Source organism: Achromobacter sp. UBA4530 (assembly GCF_002388205.1).
GTDB classification, from domain to species: domain Bacteria; phylum Pseudomonadota; class Gammaproteobacteria; order Burkholderiales; family Burkholderiaceae_B; genus Achromobacter; species Achromobacter animicus.
In genome coordinates this window covers 46,091-67,491 of sequence record NZ_DGMA01000009.1, presented here as the reverse complement: position 1 = coordinate 67,491, position 21,401 = coordinate 46,091, and the positions used below count along the sequence as shown (strand labels likewise).

Sequence of the window (21,401 nt, the reverse complement as noted above, 5' to 3'; positions counted from 1 at the left end):
GGAGCGCAGCTTAGGCATGGAACCTTAATGAGAAATTAACCGCCGCGCGGTGCTAATCTCAGCGCTGCACGGCGAGAGACGACAAATGAGAATTCTCATCATCGAAGATGACCCCCTCATTGGTGATGGCCTGAAGTCCGGCTTACGGCTTCTGGGCTATGCGGTCGACTGGTTCTCGAGCAGCCGGGAAGCAGATCAGGCGATCAGCTTCGTGCATTACGACGCCGTCGTTCTCGATCTCGGGCTGCCGGGAGAAGACGGCGTGTCTCTGCTCAACCGCTGGCGCCGCGATGGCCGCACCATGCCAGTTGTCATCCTGACGGCGCGCGAGGCGGTTTCAAGCCGCATCGCGGGCCTGGATGCCGGCGCGGACGATTACCTCATCAAACCCATCACTCTGGATGAACTGGCGGCACGCCTGCGCGCGGTGACGCGGCGCGTCGCCGGCAAGCCCGAGCCCGTCTGGCGTCATGGCGATCTTGACTACCACCCTGCCCTGCACGAAGTGCATTGGAAAGGCCAGAAAGTGGACCTCACAACGCGCGAAGCCCTGCTGCTGGAACTGTTCCTCACGCATCCCAATCGCGTGCTGACGCGCGATTTCATCCGCGACAAGCTTTACGACTGGGATGCCGAACTCGAAAGCAATGCGCTTGAGGTGTTCGTGCACCATCTGCGCAAGAAGATTCACCCGAAAATCGTGCGCACCGTGCGGGGTTCGGGTTACGCGCTGGGCCAGGTGGAAGCCGACTCATGACATTGCAACGCCGCCTGATCATTGCCGTGCTGCTTGCGGCGCCATTCGCGTGGCTCGTCACCATCGCAGGCACGTACTGGCGCGCCGCCCACGAGATCAACGAGCTCTACGACACCGACATGGTGCGCCTGGCGCAGCAGACGATCGCGATATCGGCGCTGATCCCGCCTTCCACCCAGACACAGCCTGCGCGTGCCCAGTTGCCCGCATCGGGCACGGCGGGCGATGCCGGCCTTGGCGATCTTTCGGTGGCCATATGGCGCGGCGCGCAGGCCCCTCTGGTGCTGGATCCCGAAGCCATGCAGTTTCCCCGCAACGAAGACCGCGAAGGGTTTGCGGAAAGCATCGTCAACGGGGAACCCTGGCGGCTCTTTTACCTGGACGATCCATCCGGCCCGACGCGGGTCGCCGTGGGACAGCGCATCGGAGAACGCGACGACCTGGTGATCGCCTACGTGGCGGGCCAGATCCTGCCCTGGCTGTTGGGCCTGCCGGTGCTGATCGGGCTGCTGATCTACGCGGTGCGCCAGGCGATGTCCCCCGTGCGCAGGCTATCGTCCGAACTGGAACGACGCAGCCCGGACGACGCCAAGCCCCTGCCGCTGTCCGGCGTGCCGGGCGAACTCACGCCGCTAGTGACTTCCATGAACGGCTTGCTTGCGCGGGTCGGTACGCTGATCGAGCAAGAGCGCCGGCTGACCGCGGATGCCGCGCACGAGCTGCGCACGCCGCTGGCCGCGGTGCGGGCGCAATGGGATGTGATGCAGCGCACGCGAGACCCGGACGCGCTGCGCGAGGCGCAAACCAGCGTGACGCGCGGGATGGAGCGGCTGGACCGGCTGGTATCGCAGTTGCTGACGATGGCGCGATTGGACAATGCCAGTCACACCGACTTCGGCGGCTCCGTTGACTGGCGCACCGTGGCCAAGCAGGCCGTCAGCGACTGCCTCTGGATCGCCAACCGGCGGGACGTGGACATCGCGGTGGAATGGCCCGAGCCGGGCGTCCTGCCGCTGCCCATGGCGGGCGATGCCGACGCCCTGGTCATCATGCTGAAGAACATCCTGGACAACGCCATCCGGTACGGCCCGCGCCATGGCCGGGTGCGCCTGGCCTTCTCGCCCTCGGATATCTCGGTCGACGACCAGGGGCCGGGCGTCGCGCCCGAAGTGTTGCCGCGGCTGGGCGACCGGTTTCTGCGCGCCGCCGGCAACGAGGAAGCCGGCAGCGGCCTGGGCGTCTCCATTGCCCGCCGCATCGCCCACGCGCACGGGATGCGCATTGCCTTTGCCATGCGCGATGCGGAAAGCGACTTCGGCCCGGGCTTGCGGGTCACGATACGCCGCGGCGCGTAGATGGCAAGCCCGCGCGAAGGCACTAGAATCTGCGCTTCACATTCCCCTTCAGGCCGCCCTGAGCGGCGGCCGCCGGTCTCACCATGGCCCCCAAGCCCGCACCGCCCACGCCGACGACAGGCGAGCTGCTTTCCCTGCCTGAAGCCCTGCGACAGGCCCATGCCCACTGGAGCGCCGGGCAGGCGGCCCAGGCGGAAATCCTCTGCCGGCGCATTCTGGCCGCGTCGCCCGGACAGGCCGATGCCTCCCATCTGCTGGGCCTGATCGCGCATACGCACGGCCAGCCCGCGCTGGCGCTCGACCTGCTGCGGCACGCTTGCAAGACAGACGCCGCGCCCGCGGTCTACTTCGGCAACCTGGCCGAAATCTGCCGGCAGCAAGGCCTGCTCGCTGAAGGCGAGGCCGCCGCGCGCCATGCCACGCAACGAGAACCCGGGCTGGTCATGGCGTGGAACAACCTGGGCATCATCCTGCAGGAGTCCGGGCGCCACGCCGACAGCGTCGATTGCCTTGAGCGGGTGGCGGAACTTCAACCGCACAGTCCGGAAGCCCTCAACAACCTCGGCAACGCATACACGGGCGTGAATCGCCTGGACGAAGCGCGCCAGCGCTACACCCAGGCGCTCGCATTGCGCGGCGACTACGCCGAGGCGCACAGCAATCTAGCCTTCGTGCTGCGCGAACTAGGCGATTACGACGCCGCGGCAAACGCCGGGCAGCGCGCCATCGAATGCAACCCGCGCCTGGCGAACGCGTACATCAATCTGGCGGAAATCGAAGCGGCGCGGTCGCGGCCCGTGACAGCGATGCAATGGACCGAAGCGCTGCTGACCTTCGCACCCAGCCACCCGCAGGCGCTTGAACTGCGCACGCGTTTGCGGACGGCATGCGGCTTGCAGGCTGCAACAGCCGAAGTGCTGGCGGCGTCAACGGACGCGGCGCCAGTTGGGGCACACCCGGGCGCACCGGGCGCACCGGGCGCAGCAGCCGCCCCAGGCGCTGCGCTGGCGCAAGACTTGGATGACTTGGCACGCCGCGTCCGCGATCTGCTGACTGAGCGACAGAGCGCCGAAGCCGAGCGGCTACTGCGCGAGAACATGGACCCGCGCGGCGCGCCCGCCGTACTTTGGCGCCTTCTCGGTCTGGCAGTGAAATTTCAAGGGCGCGTTCAGGAAGCCGCTGACATTCAGGCCATGCTCGCGACAGCCATGCCCGGCAACCTGTCCGCCCGATTCGACCTGGCCGAAACGCGCTTGCTGCAAGGGGATTTCGAGCGCGGCTGGACGGAATACCGTTGGCGCTACAGCCTTTCCCATACCGCGGCGATGGACCGCAAGGTGCAGCGGCCGCGCTGGGACGGCAGCCGCATCGATGGCCAGACGCTGCTCATTCATGACGAGCAGGGGTACGGCGACACGCTGCAATTCATGCGCCTGATCGACGCGGCCCGGACCCGCAGCGGCGCGCGCGTCGTGCTGGAAGTCCATCCCGACCTGCTGTCCTTTGCCCGGCGCCTCGTCGGCCCGGACGCCTTCCCGCGCGGACAGATACCCCCGCCGTTCGACCAGCACTGCGAACTGATGTCCCTGCCCATGGCGATCGGCCTGCGCATGGCCGACCTGCCGGGCCAGGTCGGCTACCTGTCGGCCGATGCGGCCCGCGTCGAGAAATGGCGCAAGCGGCTGGCCGGCTTGCCACGGCCATGGGTGGCGCTGGCCTGGGCAGGCAGACCCACGCATTCGAACGACGCCAACCGGTCTCTTGCCTTGGCGGATATGGTGCCCCTCGCCGTGCCCGGCATCACGTACCTGGCCATCCAGAAAGGCCCTGCCGCGGCCCAGGCCGCCACGGCCCCGGCCGGCATGAACATCGTGCCGCTGGATGCCGAGATCGCCGACTTCGAGGACACCGCCGCGATCCTGTCCCTGGCCGATCTGCTCGTCTCGGTCGACTCCTCGCCCGTGCATCTGGCCGGCGCATTGAATCGGCCCGCCTGGGTGCTGCTGCCTTTCCTGCCCGACTGGCGCTGGCTGTTGCAGCGGTCCGACTCCCCCTGGTATCCGTCGCTGCAATTGTTTCGCCAGCCCGCGCCGGGCGATTGGAAGCGGGTCATGCACGACGTGGGGCAGGCGCTGGCCACCCGGTTTCACCGCGGCCAGGCATGAACATGCGGGCGCAACCGGCGCCCAAGCCGGCGCGCCCGCAGTGACAACCGGAAAAAGGCCTGAATTTCGGCACTATTGCGGCCTTTGAGACCGCGGCATCGCCAGTAATGTGCGGGGTGAGATAGTACGCCCCAGCAAAAGGCCGCCTGTCTAGCCTCATACCCTGGCACCGGCCGCGCGGATAGTCCATAGCTCCAACGGTTGCCGCACATTCCAACCGAAATCGCCCCAGGCGGGAGCTTGCCTTGAAGCTGAAACACCGAAAAAAACGTACACCTTCTTTTCCCGTGGCATCCGCGCGAGCCGGCTCGAGGGCGGCGCCTGCCCGGTCGACGCAAATTCTGTCGGGTGTTTCCCTCGTGGCCGCCAGCCTGCTTCCCGGCATGGTCCATGCCGCGGGGTGCGTCGCGCTTAACTACTCGGGCAACTCGACCGTTGTAGGCGCCGTTGATTGCATCGATTGGACGAAAGGCAACATTACGATCACGGGTTTTGGAAGCCTTTCCGGCACCGACATCGGTCTGCACGCCGCCAACACCACCCCTGGCTCCTTACTGACGAACTCCGGCACCATCGTTGGCACACTGGCGGGCCTGCAGAACGACGGCGTTCTGGATCAGGTGCAAAACAATGGCTTGATCTGGTCCACCGGAACGGGCGTCACCGTGGCCGGCATTCGGAATACAGGGTCCGGAAGCATCACCAGCGTGGTCAACAACACGGGCGGCTCCATCGCCGGCGCACGTGCGGGGATCTTCAATGAGGGCAGCATCGCCACGATCAGCAATGACGGGATGATCAGCAGCAACAGTTCCTTCGGAGGGACGATTGCAGCCATCTGGAACGACGGCGGAACGATCACCAACCTGACCAACACCGGCGCCTTGCAAAGCGCCAAGATCGGCGGTTTCCTCTCGGGGTTCGGTGTGGTCACCGAAAATGGCGCCATCGAAACGCTGCAAAACGATGGGACCATCGTAGGTCAGCTAGGCATCCTGGCTCAGGACAACGCCCGGTTAGGCACGCTCACGAATTCCGGGACCATCTCTGGCGACATCGCAGGCATCTTCATGGATGCCAGCACGGCGGGCACCATCACCAACACGGGCCTGATCGTGGGTGCGCCCAGCAGCGCCATGGGCGGGTCGTTCGATACCGGCATCTACCTGTCCCGAGCCAGCAGCGTAAGCCTGCTCGCCAATAGCGGCACCATCACCGGCCGGAATGCGGCGATCCAGCTCGATAGCAACAGCTATATCAGTACGATCACCAACAGCGGCCTCATCGCGGGCGACCTGACCTCCGCCAGCGCCATCCCCCTCGTCATCGCAGGCGGCAGCGGCAACGTCTTCGGCACCCTTACCGGCGTGAGCGGCGGCCTGGGCGTGGCCGACAAAGGCCTCATCAAGGTAACGGGTGCAAACCTGGTGTTTTCGCGCGGAAACCTGCTGCTGAACAACGACATCGCTGCGGTGGGCCGTTCCGTCATCAACACCGGCGCGACCCTTCAGATCAACAACCCCATCACCGTCACGGGCGACTATTCGCAGACCGGCGGCGGACTGGCCTTCAATGTCGTCGACACCAGCAGCTATAGCTACCTGGACGTGAACGGCTCGGCGGCCATCAGCAGCGCGGCGATCAGCCTGGACGGCACGGGTTTGGCCAATGGCCAGTCCTACACGGTCGTGCGCCCGACCGGGTCCGGCACCTATGCCAACAACACGGCTTTCGTCTCCACCAACAACGGCCTGCTCGCCCAACTGAGCGACGTGAACGGCGCGCTGACCGTGACCATCGCGCCTGACGCCCAGACCCACTACTGGGACGGCGCCAACACCGTGGCCGACGGCACGATTGCCGGCGGCTCCGGCACCTGGACGGCCAACGGCAAGAACTGGACCTCGACCGATGGCGCCGCCAACGGCCAGCTCGACCTGACCGACGTGCGACCCGTGTTCGGCGGCGCGGCGGGCACCGTGACGGTCGACGCCAGCCACGGCGCAATCGCCGTGAACGGCATGCAGTTCTCCACCGATGGCTACCGCGTCACCGGCGACGCCATCGGGCTGACGGCGGCCACCTCGGCCATCGAGGTCGATGCCAACGCCACCGCCATCATCGATTCCAAGCTGACCGGCAGCGGCGCGCTGGCCAAGACCGGCAGCGGCATGCTGATCCTGAACGGCGTGAACACCTACTCGGGCGGCACCTCGGTGACCGCGGGTACGCTGGAGATCGGTGATGCCGCGCATCCCACCGCCAGCATCCTGGGCGACGTGGCCGTCGGCAGCGCAGGCACGCTGCGCGGACACGGCTCCATCGGCGGCAATGTGACCAACGACGGCGTCGTGCGTCCGGGCGGCTCCATCGGCACCCTGACGATCCTGGGCAATTACACGCAGTCCCCGACCGGTACGCTGTTCATCGACGTCAGCCCCACCACGGCTTCGCAACTGAAGGTGAGCGGCACCGCCACCCTGGCCGGCACGCTGAACGTGCTGTACGGCCCAGGCACCTACAGCGCGACGTCCTTCCGCATCGTCGACGCGGCCAGCGTCACCGGCCGTTTCGCGTCCGTGACCAGCAACGCGCCGGCCGAACTGGCGCAAAGCGTGCAGAACCTGGCCGACGGCAGCACCCTCACGCTGGCCGCCAGCGGCACGGATACTGGCGGTGGCACGGATACCGGCGGCGGTACGGACACCGGCGGCGGCGCCGACACCGGCGGCGGCACGGACACTGGCGGCGGGACCGTCGTCATTGCCCCCACCAACGCCACGATCTTCGGCGCGGTCGCCTCGGCCGCCATCCGCGAAGGCCAGCGCGTGAACGACACGCTGCTCGCGCGCCTGGGCCAGGATTGCGCCGACGCCGCGACGCCCGCCAATTGCGCGCGCCCCGACCGCCAAGCCTGGGCCCAGATCGTCTCCAACAGCGTCAACGTGCGCGGCAACGACGACGCGCCCAGCTACAAGGATCGCCATTACGGCTTTCTGGCCGGCCTGGATCAGCAGGTTGGCGCGTGGACGCTGGGCGTCGCGGGCGGCTATAGCCACGTCGATGTGACCGAAGACGAGGCAAGCGGCAAGATCGACACCCTGCGCATCGCAGGCTACGGTAGCCGCCGCCTGGGTGCGGTCACCATCGCCGCGACGGTCGGCGCCGCCTACGACTTTCTCCAGACGCGCCGGTCCTTCCCCGGCCCGGGCAAGGCCCGGGGCGACTCGGACGGCCAGGAGATCACGGCCGGCCTGCAAGCCAGCCTGCCGCTGGCTGCCGGCCCGCTCTCGATCACGCCGCGTCTCGGCCTGCGCTATCAATACCTGCACACCGAACGCTTCAGCGAAACTGGTTCGACCAGCCAGAACCTGGATGTCGGCGCCCAGGACTTCAACAGCCTGCAGCCCTATGCGCAACTCGTCGTGGGCCTGCCCTTCAGCATGAAGTCGGACAAGCCTGCCGTCGTCGAGGCCCGCGTCGGTTACGCCTACGAAACCCTCGACACCAACCGCGAGTTCCGTGCTACGGCGAGCGACGGCACCGGCTTCACGCTGCCCGGCGTGGCGCCTTCGCGCGGCATGTTCTCTGCGGGCCTGGGCCTGACGCTGCCCGTCAGCAAGGCCATGGACCTGACCGCCAGCTACGACCGCCTGTTCGACACCGGCAACGTGTCGGGACAGACGTTCCAGTTGCAAGCGTCGTACCGGTTCTAAAGCGCGGCGGCATTCGGGATTTCAGCCGCCCCGGCAAGCAACAAGGCCCACGCAATCGCGTGGGCCTTGTTGCTTTGAACTCAGGCAAATTCCCGCTTCGCCGTCCGCCGGCTCCGTCGGCGATACCACCACGTCAGCCCTGCCCATATCAGCGCCCACGCGCCCAAAATCGCGGCATAGAACGGCCAGAAAATGAAGGTGGAAACGTCATCCCACCCCGGCGCCGTACGCTTCAACCCGATGGGCGCGCTGATCTCCAGTTCGATCTGCTCGCCTTGAAGCGCTGGTCCAACCTCTTCCACCGTGAAGGTCAGATCCGACGCCCCCTTCGCCAGCATCGGAAAGCCCGGCGCGGTCTCAAGCTGCGCGCCGTCGGCATGGCTTTCAGGCCAGAGCTTGCGATAGAAATGCGTGGCGCTGGCGCCGCTGCGCGGCGCCGCGCTCACCACGATGTCCAGCTCCTTGCCATCGCGCACGCGGATTCGCACCGGCTCTCCGGGATTGACGTTGCGCGGCTTCGCGTCCAGCGCACCGATGCGCGTCGCGGAATCTCCCAATTCAGGCCGGTCCCGGCCCATCGGACCACCGAATCGCGCCTCCATCCACAGCGGCGCTTCGCGGATGCGGTAAACCTCGGCCCGCGCCGTCTGGCCGGGCATCAGCATGATGGGCGTCAGCGTCGCGTCGGCGGACGGTATGTAGCGCGCCATACCGAATGCGAACCACGCCATGGCGGCCAGCCAAAGCCCCCAACCCACCGTCAACGACATTTTGAAAAGCGCGCGCCACATATCAAAGACTTCCCGGATTTGCGAGCGTGACAGCGTACCCCATCTGAAGCGGGCAGTTTGACGCGCAATGGCTGGCTTCATGCAGACAAGCCCGGCGCCCCGCGCGTCAAAACGGCACCATGACCTTCAACGTCCCGCTGTTGCTGCGCACCCGCTCCGAAAACTGGCCGTCGTACTGCAGCCGGAAATCCACGCCCCCTGCCCGCGCCACATGCAGGCCCGCGCCCACCTTACCCACGACGTTGTCGATGGGCAGCGACGTGTCGAACGATCCCGTGCCGGCCGGCGCGCCGCGCAGGCGGGCGGTCGACGTCCAATCGTCCTTGGACAGGAAAGACACACCCGCGTACACGAACGGCCGCAGGATGGCGCCGTTGGGCAGCTCGGCGCGGCCGCCGAATTCGATCATCGGCGACAGCCCCAGGATGAACTGGTCGCTGCTGTCGACCGACAGGGCCAGCGGATTCGAGCCGGACTCCTTGTATCCCGGCATGCGGGTATAGCTGGCATCGAAGTCCAGGTAGGGCTTCACATACATCTTGTCGAACGCGAACGTGCGCGCGGCGCGCAGACGGGCGTTGAAGCCATAGACATCGGGACGGCTGGTCAGCGTGTCCTGGTATCCCGCGATGCCGATGTTGCGATCCATGCGATAGCCGCCGTAGCCGCCGCCCACCGCCGCCGAGAACACCCACTGGCCTTGCTCGCGCTTGACCACCGCGCCGACGTAGCCGCTGTCGCCATTGCCTCGCACGCCGCCGTCAGAAGCGCGCACCTTGCTGTTTTCGTAGGCCATCGAGCCGCCGACGAACCAGCCCGGGCTGACTTCACGCTGGCCGCCGAACTGATAGGTCACCGTGTCGTAGTCAAAGCCCGCCGTGCCCTTGCTGCCGTCCTGGTTGGTGTAGCGGCCCGTGACCTGGCCCCAGAAGCAGTTCTGCTCGCCGGTAAAGGCATCGACGCCGGTGAACGTGGGGCACGACATCATCGCGCCGGTGAATTGCCCCAGGTTAGCGGCCGACTGCACCGCCGGGGCGGCCGTCACGCCCGGAGACAGGCTGGCCACGCTATCCCGGTAAGCGCCCGCGCCCTGGCGCGATATCTGGTCCAACTGCCCGAACAGCGGCGCCAGCGCGGCATTGCCGCCGGCATCCCAGATGCGCTGAAGCTGAGCCGCGACCTGCCGCTGGTTGGACTTCAGGCCCATCGACGGCGCATTGAAGTCCGCCCCCGCCACGCGGATGCGCGTGGTCTGGCCGACCTGGCGGGTGGCGTAATCGAAGACCGGACTGTCCACGGCATCCACGCTGCCTTGGGATTCGCCTTGCACCGTCAGCACCGTCAACTCGCGGTCCGGCAGCAGCGCGGCGGCAAGCACGTCGACCTTGCCGTTCAGATCGCCGTTGCCCTGCACCACCATCTGCGACGCGCGCATCTGGTCGAAATCCACGTCGGCGCGCAGGACGCCGCTTTGCGACTGCTTGAAATCGCCGCTGACGGTCAGGGTCTGGAACTGGCCCGGCGAGCCGATCACGACCAGCCCCGAGTTGGTGACGTTGGCCTGGTAGGCCACCGCCGCGTCGACCACACCGCCCGACTGCACGATGTAGTTGCAGGCGTCATAGGAATCCGTGTTGCCGCAATACACGTTGCCGGAGACGGTGCCGTAGACGTTGAAGGTGAGGAAGGATCCGGCCGCCGTGGAGGAATCGCCGTTGAACGTCAATGCCGTGTTGGACAACGCACTGAGCGAACCGCCCGCATTGACGTTCACCACGTTGCTGCGCCCGCCAAGTATCCACACGCCTTTGCCGCTGTTCGTGCCGCCCGCCACGCTGCCGTTGATATTGACCGTGACGCTCTGTTCGCTTTGACCGCCCTGGCTCTGCGCCATGATGCCGGTCGAGTCCGGCCCCGTCGCGCTCAGTGTCCCGCTCTGGTTGACGGTCACGCTGCCTGCATTGCCCGTGCTGCCGCCCACCGACCCGGCAAAGCCGCCTTGCGGTCCGCCGGCCAGCCCGCCGCCGCCACCGATCGACTGCGCGATGATGCCGTAGGAATTGGCGCCCGACGTCGAAAGCCGTCCGTTGTAGGACACCGACACGTTGCCGGCGGTACCGGAACTGAATGCGGTGGGCAGGAACCCGGCCGAGTTCGTGGTGATGAGTTTCGTCGTGTCGCCCAGGATGCCGCCGCCATCTGCGATGGACTGCGCCACGACGCCGTGCGCGCCGGCGCCATGCGTGTTCAGGGTGTATTGCAGGTCCAGGGTTACCGCGCCGCTGTTGGCATTGCCGCCGCCCAGCACCGTCGCGCCCACGCCGGTCGCCGTGCCGGACGACACGATCCCGCCGCCGCCGCCGATCGACTGCGCGATGACGCCGATGGCCCGGTCGCCATAGGTGTTCAGGTTCAGGCCGGTGGACGCGTTGATCGAACCGCCCGCACCGCCAAGGCCATTGCTGCCCGCGTGCAGGCTGAACTGCTGGCTGCCGGGATTGGCGGCCGATGCCGTGCTGCCGGCCATCGCAATGCCGCCGCCGCCCCCGATCGACTGCAACACCAGTCCGTGCGCGCTGTCGCCGGTAGTCTGGATGGAGGCATAGCTGCCGCTGGTCACCGTGATGCCGCCGCCCGATCCTCCACCGCCACCCGTGGCCCCGACGCGCAGCGAGCCGTGCGCCAACGGCGATCCGGTGGCGCCCATGCCGCCGCCGCCGCCGATGGACTGCATGACGATGCCCATGGCGCCATAGCCGGCCGTGTTGAAGCTGTTGGTGCCGTTGCCGTTCAGGAACGCCACGATGCTGTTGCCCGCCCCGCCGCTTCCGCCCGAACCGCCCACGGAAATCGACACGTTGGACGAAGAGATGCTTGAAGACGCGGTCGATGCGCCGCCCGCCCCGCCTCCGCCACCGATGGATTGCAGCACCGCAGCGTCGGCGTAGTCGCCGAACGTGTTCGTGGAAGCGCCGATGCTCGCGGCGTTGGAAGTGGTTCCAATCGCGCCGCCATTGCCCCCCGCGCCGCCGTTGCCGCCCACTGACACGTTGAACTGATACGTCGTGCCGGAATCGCCCAGCGAATCCGACGAATTGTTCTCGCTGGTTCCGCCCACCGCACCGCCCAGACCTCCCGAGCCGCCAATGCTCTGCACCAGCAGCCCGTCCGCATCCGCCCCATGGGTAGTGACGTTGCCATCGCTGTTCAGGTTGATCGAGCCACCGTAGCCGCCGCCGGAACCGCCGCGGCCGACGGACACGGTGCCTCTGACATCGGTCGAGCCGTCTTCGCTTTCGCTATTGACGGCAAGGCCCACCTGACCGCCCTGCGATGCGCCGCCACCGCCACCGATGGACTGCACCAGCACCGCGCGCGCGCCGTCGCCGTGCGTGACGATCGTGCTGGACGGATCGACGGCAAGCGCCGCCGTGCCGCCCTGCCCGCCCGCGCCGCCGCTGCCGCCCACGTTCGCCGTGATGGATACGTTGGCGTCCACATTGGGACTGCGGCCTGTGGCCGAGCCCACGCCGCCCGCGCCCCCGCCGCCGCCGATGCTTTGCACCACCAGCGCATTCGCGGAGTCGCCCCACGTGGTGATGGTGCTGCCCGCCAGACTGAGCGTGGCGTTGCCGCCGTAACTGCCGGACCCGCCGCTGCCGCCCACCGTCGATTGCACGGTGCCGCCCACGGAGTCACCCGTGCCGACCAGCGTCGACAGCGCCGAGGCGCTGCCGCCCAGGCCACCGCCGCCGCCGATGGATTGCACCAGGACGCCCTGCGAGTTGGCGCCGTAGGTCGTCAAAATTGAGTTGTTGATGGCCGAGGACGCCGTGCCGCCCGCGCCGCCGCTTGCCCCGGAGCCGCCCATCGAGAACGTCACCGCCACGCCAAAGGACGCGTCTTCGTCCGGCACGGCGATCGCCAGCGCCTTTGCGACCGAAGCCCCGCCGGCGCCGCCGCCCCCGCCGATGGACTGCACGACCACGCCGTGCGCATCGCCATTGGTGGTGCCCTGTGATCCGGTCGTCAGGCTTGCGTTGGAGACATTGCCCGCGGCAGTACCACCCATGCCGCCGTTGCCGCCGGTGCCTCCAACCGCGACCGACATGGCAAATCCGACGCTGGCGTCATAGGAAGACGCGGCGCCGCCCGTTCCGCCACCACCGCCCACCGATTGCGACACGATGCCGTACGCATGGTCGCCGCTTGTGGTCAGGGTGTAGCCGTTCACGCCAATGGTGGACGCGCCGCCGTTACCGCCGCCGCCGCCCTGGCCGCCGATGACGGCGACCCCGCTTGCCGCACCGCCGTCCCCACCGCCGCCACCGATGGACTGACCCAGCATCCCGATCGAGCCCGCCCCGCTGGTGCTCAGCGCACCTGACTGGCTGACGTTGACCGTGCCGCCGGACACCGCGGTGCCGCCCGCGCCGCCCAACGCGACGATGCCGCTGCTGACGCCCGCCGTTCCGCCGCCGCCGCCGATGGCCTGCGCCGAAATCCCGTGCGATGACTGCCCGGTCGTCGAGATGGACGACTGGCTGTTGATCGTGACCGAGCCGCTGGCTCCGCCGATGCCGGCATTCGCGCCCGCATTGCCGAACAGTTCGAAGTTGGCCGTGGTGGCGCCACCGATGCCGCCCATCGACTGGCCGAGAATGCCAATGGAGTAATCGTTCAACGTCTTTATCGAGCCGCCGCTGGTCGTGACCGTGACCGCGCCGCCCGCGCCGCCCGCGCCTGCATTCTCCGGCGTGAAGTCAATGATCCCGCTGCTGGTTTCGACACCGCCGCCCGTGCCACCCAGGCTGCTCGCCGAGATGCCGGTGGATTGCAGCCCATTGGTGCTGATGCTGGCACTGCCGTTCATGACGATATTGACCGTGCCGCCATTGCCGCCAACCGCGCCGTTGCTGTCTTCCCGGCCCGCGCCGCCGTTGCCGCCCTGCGTGATCACGTTGACACCGGGCACGTAATTGCCGGAGGTCGTGACCGACGATCCGCTGTTCAGCGTGACGGCCGTGGTGGTGCCGCCATTACCGCCGCCGTATCCACCGATCTCGCCGCTGGTGTTGGTGATCGTCTGCGGTCCCATGCCTCCGTTGCCGCCCAGCCCGATGACGACGATCCCGCCGGACACTTTTGACAGGCTTGCGGGCTGCACAGTCGAGGTGCTGGACACGGACACCTGGCCCGAGTTCACCACGCTCATCGCGCCAAACTGGCCGCCGGTGCCGCCGTTGTCGCTGCCGTCCTCGGAGGTCATGCCGTTGCCGCCCTGGCTCAGGACATACAGGCCGCGCACGCTGCTCAGGGCCGTCCCGCTGACATTCACGGTGACCGAGCCCGTATTGGTGATGATCGTCGGATTCGAGTAGTTGACGGAGCCGCCGCTGGAGCCATTGCCGTTGTATTGCCCGCCATTGCCGCTGATGGATTCCGCGCCGATGCCCCATGCGTAACGCGACGTGGAACCGATAACCGAAACCACCCCGGAATTCGCGATGTTGACGATATTGCTACCGCCGCCGGTGCCGCCGACCTGGTCGCCGGTGGCCGCATTGTCCTGGTTCCCGCCCGTCCCGCCGATCGTGGCGCCGTAAAGGCCCACGCCGCCATAAGGCAGATTCACGACGCTGACGTTGCCGCTATTCGTGATGGTGACGGCAGAGCCATCGCCTCCCCGCCCCCCGTTGCCCCCGCCAATCACGGTGTCGTTGGCATTGGCGCCGATGCCGCCGACCGAGACGCCATAGATCCCGAACTGCGCGCCGGAATCCGCCCAGATGCCAGGCCCGCTGCCCTGGGCGCTGGACGTCGGCGAGTTCTGCACCGTGATCGTCCCGCCGTTGTTGTTGACGGTGATGGTGCCGCCGTTACCGCCATTCGTCGCATTGTTGCTGGTATCGCTGGATCCCTCGCCGCCCGTCAGGCGAACAAAGATGCCACCCTGCGGGGCGCTGGGCTGCAACACCGCGCCGTTATTGATCACCGTGTAGTTGCCGCCATAGCCGCCGACGTTGTCGCCGGTGCCGGCGCTGGCGGTATTGACCACGCTGACCTGCGCGCCGGCCCCGCCCTGGCTGGACGAAATGGTGCAGGTGGTGGAATTGGAGGGGTTGGTGTCGACCGATGGGCAACTCAGCGCCGCGGCCGCCGGTTGCACCATGACAAGTCCCACGGCCGTGACGGAGAGCATCTCGCGCCAATCTGGCGGACGCAGCAGCGAACGGCGCGGTTCGAGGCCCCCCAATGCAGCGGCTCTGGCTCGCAAAGGTCGCTTTGCAGTCGGCTTGCCCATCGTCATCCCCTCGGCGCAAACCCGTAACAACGGGCCGCATAAGTTTTCTGATTTTTTCGGCTTCGGGATTTTTACCAGGGACGCCTGCCTTTGCACAGCAATGTTGCACTTCGGTCAGGATGCTGCCGGGGCGGCGCCAACGCATTGGTGCGCGCCAACAACGGTGGCCTTAACGGCAAGGAAACGAACGCGCCAGCGCCTCGCCAACCAGCGGTCCGGCGTTCGTTTTCAGGCGGCTGTCTGGCAGCGCAGTCAGATAGCTGTGCACCCTGTCCTTCAACTCATGCGGCAGGACACCCGTTCGGGTGCACCAGACCGTTCCTTGCGTCTGATCGGCAATCCCGCTCACATAGGCCTGCGCATACGCCGACGAGAACTGGCGGCCCAGCGAGGCATCGCGAATCTCCGACGGCATTTTTCCTTCCATGGCGGCGATCAGGTCGGCGCCGGAAAAATGCCAGGTCCGGACTTCCTGCGCCTGGCTTGCCACCGAGGCAGACAGCATGCAGATCAGCGCCACGCGTCTCATTGTCTTCGTTCCTATTCGCCACGACATGGGCAATGGAGCGAAGGATAGCGCAGGCGGGATGGCCGCCGCGCCTGCCCGTCCGCCATCACCGCTCGCAACGCTGCGGCACCTTGCGCGGCGCTTCCGTGTAACCCAACGCCGTCACCCTGCTCAGCAGATCGGCATAGACCGCATCGTCCAGGCACGGCACCCGGGCCATGATCCAGACGTAATCGCGCTTGGAGCGGCCAACGATGGTGATCTGGTACGACTCGTCGAGATAGGCGATGACGTACTCGGCCTTGATGGGCCAGATGAACTGCATGCCCCACACAGCATTGCCGGTGCCGGGCCGCACGGTGGCCACCGGGTGCATGGTGTCGATGGGCGCCTCGAAGCTGCCATCGCGGTAGCGGAAGTCCGTCTGCACCCGGCCGTCCGGCAGCAGCCGATAGCTTTCCACGGCGTCGTACGCGTTGCGCTCGGGCCAACTCGGAATGTGGGCGATTACATACCAGTCGCCCATGAAACGGTTCAGGTCCACGTGAGCCACCGGCGGCATGGGCGGCGGCGATGCGCAGCCGGCCAGCAGGGCCGTGACGCCAATACACAGGTTTCGCAACATGATGGTTCTCCTCAAGGCCGCGTGTAGCGGTAGTGCGCCACGCCCCACTGCTGGCCGTCGTCATAGCCAAAGAGTTCGGCGCAGGCCATCCAGAACATGCGCCAGCGCTGGTGCCACAAGCGGGCCAAGGACGGGCCGTAAGCGTCTGCCAACGCCGCCCGCGCCGTTTCCCGGCGCGCGTCCTGGTTGGCCAGCCAGTGGTTGGCGGTGCGGGCGTAATGCGTGCCGTCGAGAAACCAGCGCTCCTCAAGTCGCAGGTCTTGCTGGAAGTGCAGCAACGTCTGCGCCGACGGCATGATGCCGCCAGTGAAAAAGTGCCGTCCCATCCAGTTGCCGGCGCCGTCGGTCTCGAACGGGTAGGCGCGCTCGCGGTGCGCGAAGATGTGCACGAACAGCTTGCCGCCGGGCCGCAGCCACTGCGCAATGCGTGCCATCAGGTCCTGGTAGTTGCGCATGTGCTCGAACATTTCCACCGAAACGCAGCGGTCGAAGGCGGCGGCAGGCAGCGCCAGCACGTTGACATCGCAGGTCACGACGCGCACGTGCGACCAGCCGCGCTCCCGGCAACGCGCCTCGATGTGCTGGCGCTGGGTGGCCGAGTTCGACACCGCGGTGATGCGTGCGTTGGGAAAGCGCTCGGCCATCCACAGCGTCAGCGACCCCCAGCCGCAACCTAGCTCCAGGATGTCCTGGCCGTCAGCCAGCTCGGCGCGCTCGCCATACAGGCGCAGCATGGCGGTTTCGGCCTGGTCCAGCGTTTCGCTGCCCGTCGGGTAAAGGCAACTTGAATATTTCATGCGCGCGCCCAGGCAAAGCTGAAAGAACGCGGTCGGCAATTCGTAGTGCTGGGCGTTCGCGGCATCGGTGTGGATGGCGACGGCGCTGGTGCGCAGGCCGGCGATAAGCTGGCGGTCGCGCTCGCTCCAGGCCTCGATGCCGCCGGCGTATTCCTGCGACAGACGCTCGGCGCAGAGGCGCCGCATGCCCAGGCGCAGCAACCCATCGGGCAACAGGCCGAGCTCGGCCAGGCCGAGCAGACCGGGCGCGGGGCGGTCGGTGGGCAACGGAGTGTCGTGCAGCGTCGCGGTCGTCATGGCATGCCTCGTCAGGATTTCGGGAACCAGGGAAAGAACGCCGGCGTGCGGCGTTGGTAGTCGCGATAGTCGTCGCCGCGCGTGCGCAGCGCCTGTTGCTCGGTGAACGGAATGCCGCTGATCCAGCGCAGGAACACATACATCAGCACCGGCCCCAGCCAGGACAGCCACGCCAGCGGTGATCCCCACCCCAGGGCGACGTAGGCGAACCAATGGCACCACTCGAAGAAATAGTTGGGGTGGCGCGAATAGCGCCACAGGCCGACCCGGCAGGTCAGGCCGCGGTGGGTGGGGTTGTCGCGGAAGTGGTCGAGCTGGCGGTCGGCAATTACCTCGCCCGACAGGGCCGCCAGCCAGATCAGCAGGGCCAGCGCCACGGGCCAGCCCTGCGCCGGGCTGGCGCCTGCCGCCAGGAAGGGCAGGCAGAACAGCATCACCAGCCCGGCCTGGAACATGAACAAGCCGAAGAACTTGCCCTGGTGACCTTGCCAATGCTCGCGCAGCGCACGATAGCGGCCGTCCTCGCCTGCGCGCACGCGCCGCCACAGATGCCAAGCCAACCGCAACGACCACACCCCAGCCATCAATGCCAGCGCGAGCCTGGCGGCAAGACTGCCCGCGCCAGTGGCGGCGATCAGCAATGCCGCCGCGCCCATGCCCAGCGCCCACACCACGTCGACGATGCCGGCGTTGGCGCGGCGGCGCTGCCAGCGCCAAGCCAACGTCATGGCACCAATCATGCCCAGCGCAATGCAGAACCATTGTTGCCAGACCGTCATGGCGCCTCCCGCACCCAGCGCTCGCCCTCAGGGCGCGCCTGCGGATGCGTCAGCAGCAGGTGCGCAACGCCGATGGAACGTTCGCGAAAGCCGCCTTCGCAGTACGCCAGGTAGAACTCCCACAAGCGGCTGAAGCGCGCGTCGAAGCCTTGCGCCCGCACCTCGGGCTGCCGCGCCAGGAAGCGTTCGCGCCAGACCTGCAGCGTGCGCGCGTACGACAGACCGAAATCCTCCAGGTGCACCAACGCCAGATCGCAGGCGCGGGTCTTGGCGCGCAGCATGGCATCGATGGACGGAATGAAGCTGCCCGGGAATATGTGGCGCTTGATGAAGTCCACCGAGGCCAGCGCCTGCGCATAGCGGTGGTCCTCGATGGTGATGGCTTGAATCAGCGCGCGGCCATGCGGGCTGAGCAGGCTGGCGACCTTGGCGAAATAGGCTTCCAGGAAATTCGCGCCAACGGCTTCGATCATCTCCACCGACACCACCTTGTCGTACTGGCCTTGCAGATCGCGATAGTCCCACAGCACGACGCTGACCCGATCCTGCAGGCCGGCGGCGCGCACGCGCTCGACCGCCAGGTCATGCTGCTCGCGCGAGAGCGTGGCGGTGGTGACGTGGCAGCCGTAGTGACGCGCCGCGTGGATGGCCAAGCCGCCCCAGCCGCTGCCGATCTCCACCACGCGGTCCGTGGGACGCAGCGCCAGCTTGCGGCAGATCGTCGCCAGCTTGCGATGGGACGCCGCCTCCAGCGTGTCATCGCCGTCAGCCCACAGCGCGGACGAATACATCAGGTCGTCGGACAAGAACAACGCAAAGAACGGATTGCCCAGGTCGTAGTGGGCGGCGATGTTGCGGCGGCTGCCGTCGCGGGTATTGCGGTTGCCGGCATGCCAGCGCCGCAGCGCCCATCCCGCCAGCCGCGCCAGCCCCGACTCCATGGCGTCCAGCGTGTCGCGGTTGCGCACCAACAGGCGCACCAATCCGACCAGATCGTCGCAGCGCCACAGGCCGTCGCCGTAGGCCTCGCCCGCGCCGACGCTGCCTTGCGCGGCCACCAGCCGGTAAAAGCCCAGGTCACTGACCGTCAGGCGCACGCACGGCTCGCCGCGGCCCAGCGTGACGCTGCCCAGCCCGTCTTCGATCAGCAGCCGGCCATGGTCCAGTGCCGACAGACTGGCAAACAGGCGCTGGCGCAACAGCCGCTCCAGCGGACTGGCACGGCGGCTGGCCGCGACCGAGGCATGTTCCGAGGGCGTCATGGGTTTCATCGCGGTTCTCCGTTGGGCGTGCGGGGATGGTCGTAGACGGGATTGCGCTTGAGCCACAGACGCAGCGCCTGCCAATGAATGGCGCCGACGACTTGCAGCGTCATCAACGGGTAGCGCCACAGCAGGCGCGCCAGCGCGGCGCCGTCCAGCATGCGGCGTTGCAGATCCAGACGCGCGTCAAACTGCGCCACGCCTGCCCGGCTGACCCGCATGTGCACCCGCAGGTCGTCGGCGGGCAGGTTGAATCGCCAGTCATAAGCGCAATCCATCGGCAGGAATGGCGATACGTGGAAGCGCTTGTCGAAGCGCCAGGCCAGCGCGTCGCCCTCGCGCTCGGCGGCGGTGGCCGGCAGCACCACGCAATGGCGCTGCTTCCACGGCGTATTGGTGATCTCGGCCACGATGGCCGCCAGCGTCTGGCCATCCGCGTCAAAGCAGTAATAGAAGCTCACCGGATTGAAGACGTAGCCGGCGTAGCGCGGGTGCGCCAGCAGTCGGATGGGTCCGTCCGGCACGTCTCCCAGATGCTCCCGCAGGCGCTGCCGAACCGCCTGCGCCAGCGGCAGGCCTTCGCCGGCGTCGAGATAATCGGCCCTGCGCCACTGCGCCAGATTCGGGCGCTCTACCGACCACAGCCAGCGATCCTGAAACACGCGGTCGATCTCATCCAGGTCCAGGTAAAGCTGCGCCATGCGGTAGCCGAAGCCATGCGCGTGCGGATGGTGGCGCCGGTGAATCACCCGGCCCTCGTAGACGGCGCTCTGCTGGATCATGCCGCCTCCCTCTCCCGCACCCGCGGCTGTTCCAGGATGCCGCGCACCACGTCCAGCGCGCTCGCCACGCCGTCTTCATGAAAGCCCCAGCCCCAATAGGCGCCGGCGTACCAACTGCGCCGGCGCCCCGATATCTCCGCGCGGCGCGACTGCGCGGCCACGGCTTCGTGGGTGTACACGGGGTGGTGATAGCGCATGCGCGCCAGCACCGCGTCCGGATCGATGGCATCGCTGCGATTCAACGTCACGATGAAGGGCTGCGGCGACCTGATGCCCTGCAGCAGGTTCATGCAATAGCTGACCGAACACGGCGCGTCCGGATCGGCCGGCACGTAGGCGTTCCAGGCGGCCCAGGCCTTGCGCTGATGCGGCAACAGGCGCGCGTCGGTATGCAATACCACGTCGTTGTCCTGGTAGGCGATGGCGCCGAGGACCTCGCGTTCCTGCGGCGTCGGGTCGGCCAGCAGCGCCAGCGCCTGGTCGCTGTGGCAGGCGAAGATCACCTCGTCATGGTGGTCCTGGCCATCGGGCGTCATCACCTGCACGCCGCCCGGCAGGCGCCGGACGGCGCGCACGGCGCAGTTCAGCCGCTCGCGCACCGCCCATTGCCGGCGCATGGCGTCGATATAGCGGCGCGATCCGCCCTGCACCACGCGCCACTGCGGCCGGCCGTTCAGGCGCAGCATCTGGTGGTTCGCCATGAACCGCACCAGGTATCGCGCCGGAAACGCCAGGATGCGCGAGGCCGGCGATGACCACAGCGCCGACGCCATCGGAATCAGGTGGTCGGTGCGGAACGCCTCACCGTAACGGTGTTGCGCCAGGTATTCGCCCAGCGTAGGGCCCGGCTCCGGCGCGCGCAGCAGTGCAGGCGCCTCGCGGTAGAAGCGGATCAGGTCGCGCACCATGCCCAGAAATCGCGGCGACAGCAGGTTGCGCCGCTGGCAGAACAGCGTGTCCAGCGAGGCGGCGTTATAGGCAAGACCGGCCGCTTCCTTGTGCACCGAAAAGCTCATGCTGGTGGGCTGCGACGCCACGCCCAATTCCTCCAGCAGCGCCGTGAAATTCGGGTAATTGAGCGGGTTGTGGACGATGAATCCGCTGTCGACCGCATAGCGCCGGCCGCCCTGTTCGACCCTGTGCGTATGCGTATGCCCGCCCAGATAGTCGTTGGCCTCGTACAGCGTGACATCGTGGTCGCGGCCCAGCTTCCAGGCGCAGACCAGTCCCGCGATGCCCGAACCGATGATGGCGATGCGCATG

The 21,401-nt window shown here is 67.3% G+C and carries 13 protein-coding genes; 4 read left to right on the top strand and 9 right to left on the bottom strand.

Annotation, left to right across the window (positions count from 1 at the left end):
* Window positions 1–85 precede the first annotated feature (85 nt).
* The 4 genes from B2W22_RS09775 (at window position 86) to B2W22_RS09760 (ending at window position 7,993) form a co-directional block, all read left to right on the top strand.
* Complete coding sequence (locus B2W22_RS09775; protein WP_286937407.1) at window positions 86–757, top strand: response regulator; 672 nt, start codon at window positions 86–88, stop codon at window positions 755–757.
* Window positions 754–2,112 (top strand): ATP-binding protein, encoded by a 1,359-nt coding sequence (locus B2W22_RS09770; protein WP_286937405.1) that lies wholly within the window; start codon window positions 754–756, stop codon window positions 2,110–2,112. Before B2W22_RS09775 ends, B2W22_RS09770 begins: the two co-directional genes overlap by 4 nt.
* Before the next feature lie 83 nt (window positions 2,113–2,195).
* Window positions 2,196–4,277 (top strand): tetratricopeptide repeat protein, encoded by a 2,082-nt coding sequence (locus B2W22_RS28510; RefSeq protein ID WP_286937404.1) that lies wholly within the window; start codon window positions 2,196–2,198, stop codon window positions 4,275–4,277.
* 359 nt (window positions 4,278–4,636) lie between these two features.
* Complete coding sequence (locus B2W22_RS09760; protein ID WP_286937402.1) at window positions 4,637–7,993, top strand: autotransporter outer membrane beta-barrel domain-containing protein; 3,357 nt, start codon at window positions 4,637–4,639, stop codon at window positions 7,991–7,993.
* Between the two features lie 80 nt (window positions 7,994–8,073).
* Here the strand turns inward: B2W22_RS09760 and B2W22_RS09755 are convergent, their stop codons facing one another.
* From B2W22_RS09755 to B2W22_RS09715, 9 genes are all read right to left on the bottom strand, one after another.
* Window positions 8,074–8,703 (bottom strand): hypothetical protein, encoded by a 630-nt coding sequence (locus B2W22_RS09755; protein WP_286937400.1) that lies wholly within the window; start codon window positions 8,701–8,703, stop codon window positions 8,074–8,076.
* Between the two features lie 187 nt (window positions 8,704–8,890).
* A complete protein-coding gene (locus B2W22_RS09750; RefSeq protein ID WP_286937398.1) occupies window positions 8,891–14,986 on the bottom strand; it encodes an autotransporter outer membrane beta-barrel domain-containing protein in 6,096 nt (2,031 codons plus the stop codon).
* A gap of 271 nt (window positions 14,987–15,257) precedes the next feature.
* Window positions 15,258–15,617, bottom strand: a complete 360-nt coding sequence (locus tag B2W22_RS09745) for a Rap1a/Tai family immunity protein (RefSeq protein WP_175122631.1) — start codon at window positions 15,615–15,617, stop codon at window positions 15,258–15,260.
* An 85-nt stretch (window positions 15,618–15,702) separates the two neighbouring features.
* Window positions 15,703–16,221, bottom strand: coding sequence for a lipocalin family protein (locus B2W22_RS09740; RefSeq protein WP_175122630.1), 519 nt, complete (start codon window positions 16,219–16,221; stop codon window positions 15,703–15,705).
* A gap of 11 nt (window positions 16,222–16,232) precedes the next feature.
* A complete protein-coding gene (locus B2W22_RS09735) occupies window positions 16,233–17,315 on the bottom strand; it encodes an SAM-dependent methyltransferase (RefSeq protein WP_175122629.1) in 1,083 nt (360 codons plus the stop codon).
* Window positions 17,316–17,326: 11 nt separating this feature from the next.
* Window positions 17,327–18,094 carry a DUF1295 domain-containing protein gene (locus B2W22_RS09730; RefSeq protein ID WP_175122628.1) on the bottom strand — a complete coding sequence of 256 codons (768 nt, stop codon included), beginning with the start codon at window positions 18,092–18,094 and terminating at the stop codon, window positions 17,327–17,329.
* The gene (locus B2W22_RS09725; RefSeq protein WP_175122627.1) at window positions 18,091–19,365 is read right to left on the bottom strand and encodes an SAM-dependent methyltransferase; all 1,275 of its coding nucleotides are present in this window, start codon (window positions 19,363–19,365) and stop codon (window positions 18,091–18,093) included. Before B2W22_RS09725 ends, B2W22_RS09730 begins: the two co-directional genes overlap by 4 nt.
* Entirely contained in the window at window positions 19,362–20,138 is a 777-nt protein-coding gene (locus B2W22_RS09720; protein ID WP_217467833.1) for a DUF1365 domain-containing protein, read from the bottom strand. Before B2W22_RS09720 ends, B2W22_RS09725 begins: the two co-directional genes overlap by 4 nt.
* The gene (locus B2W22_RS09715; protein WP_286937393.1) at window positions 20,135–21,400 is read right to left on the bottom strand and encodes an NAD(P)/FAD-dependent oxidoreductase; all 1,266 of its coding nucleotides are present in this window, start codon (window positions 21,398–21,400) and stop codon (window positions 20,135–20,137) included. The genes B2W22_RS09720 and B2W22_RS09715 overlap by 4 nt, the downstream gene beginning before the upstream one ends.
* Between the last annotated feature and the right edge of the window lies 1 nt (window position 21,401).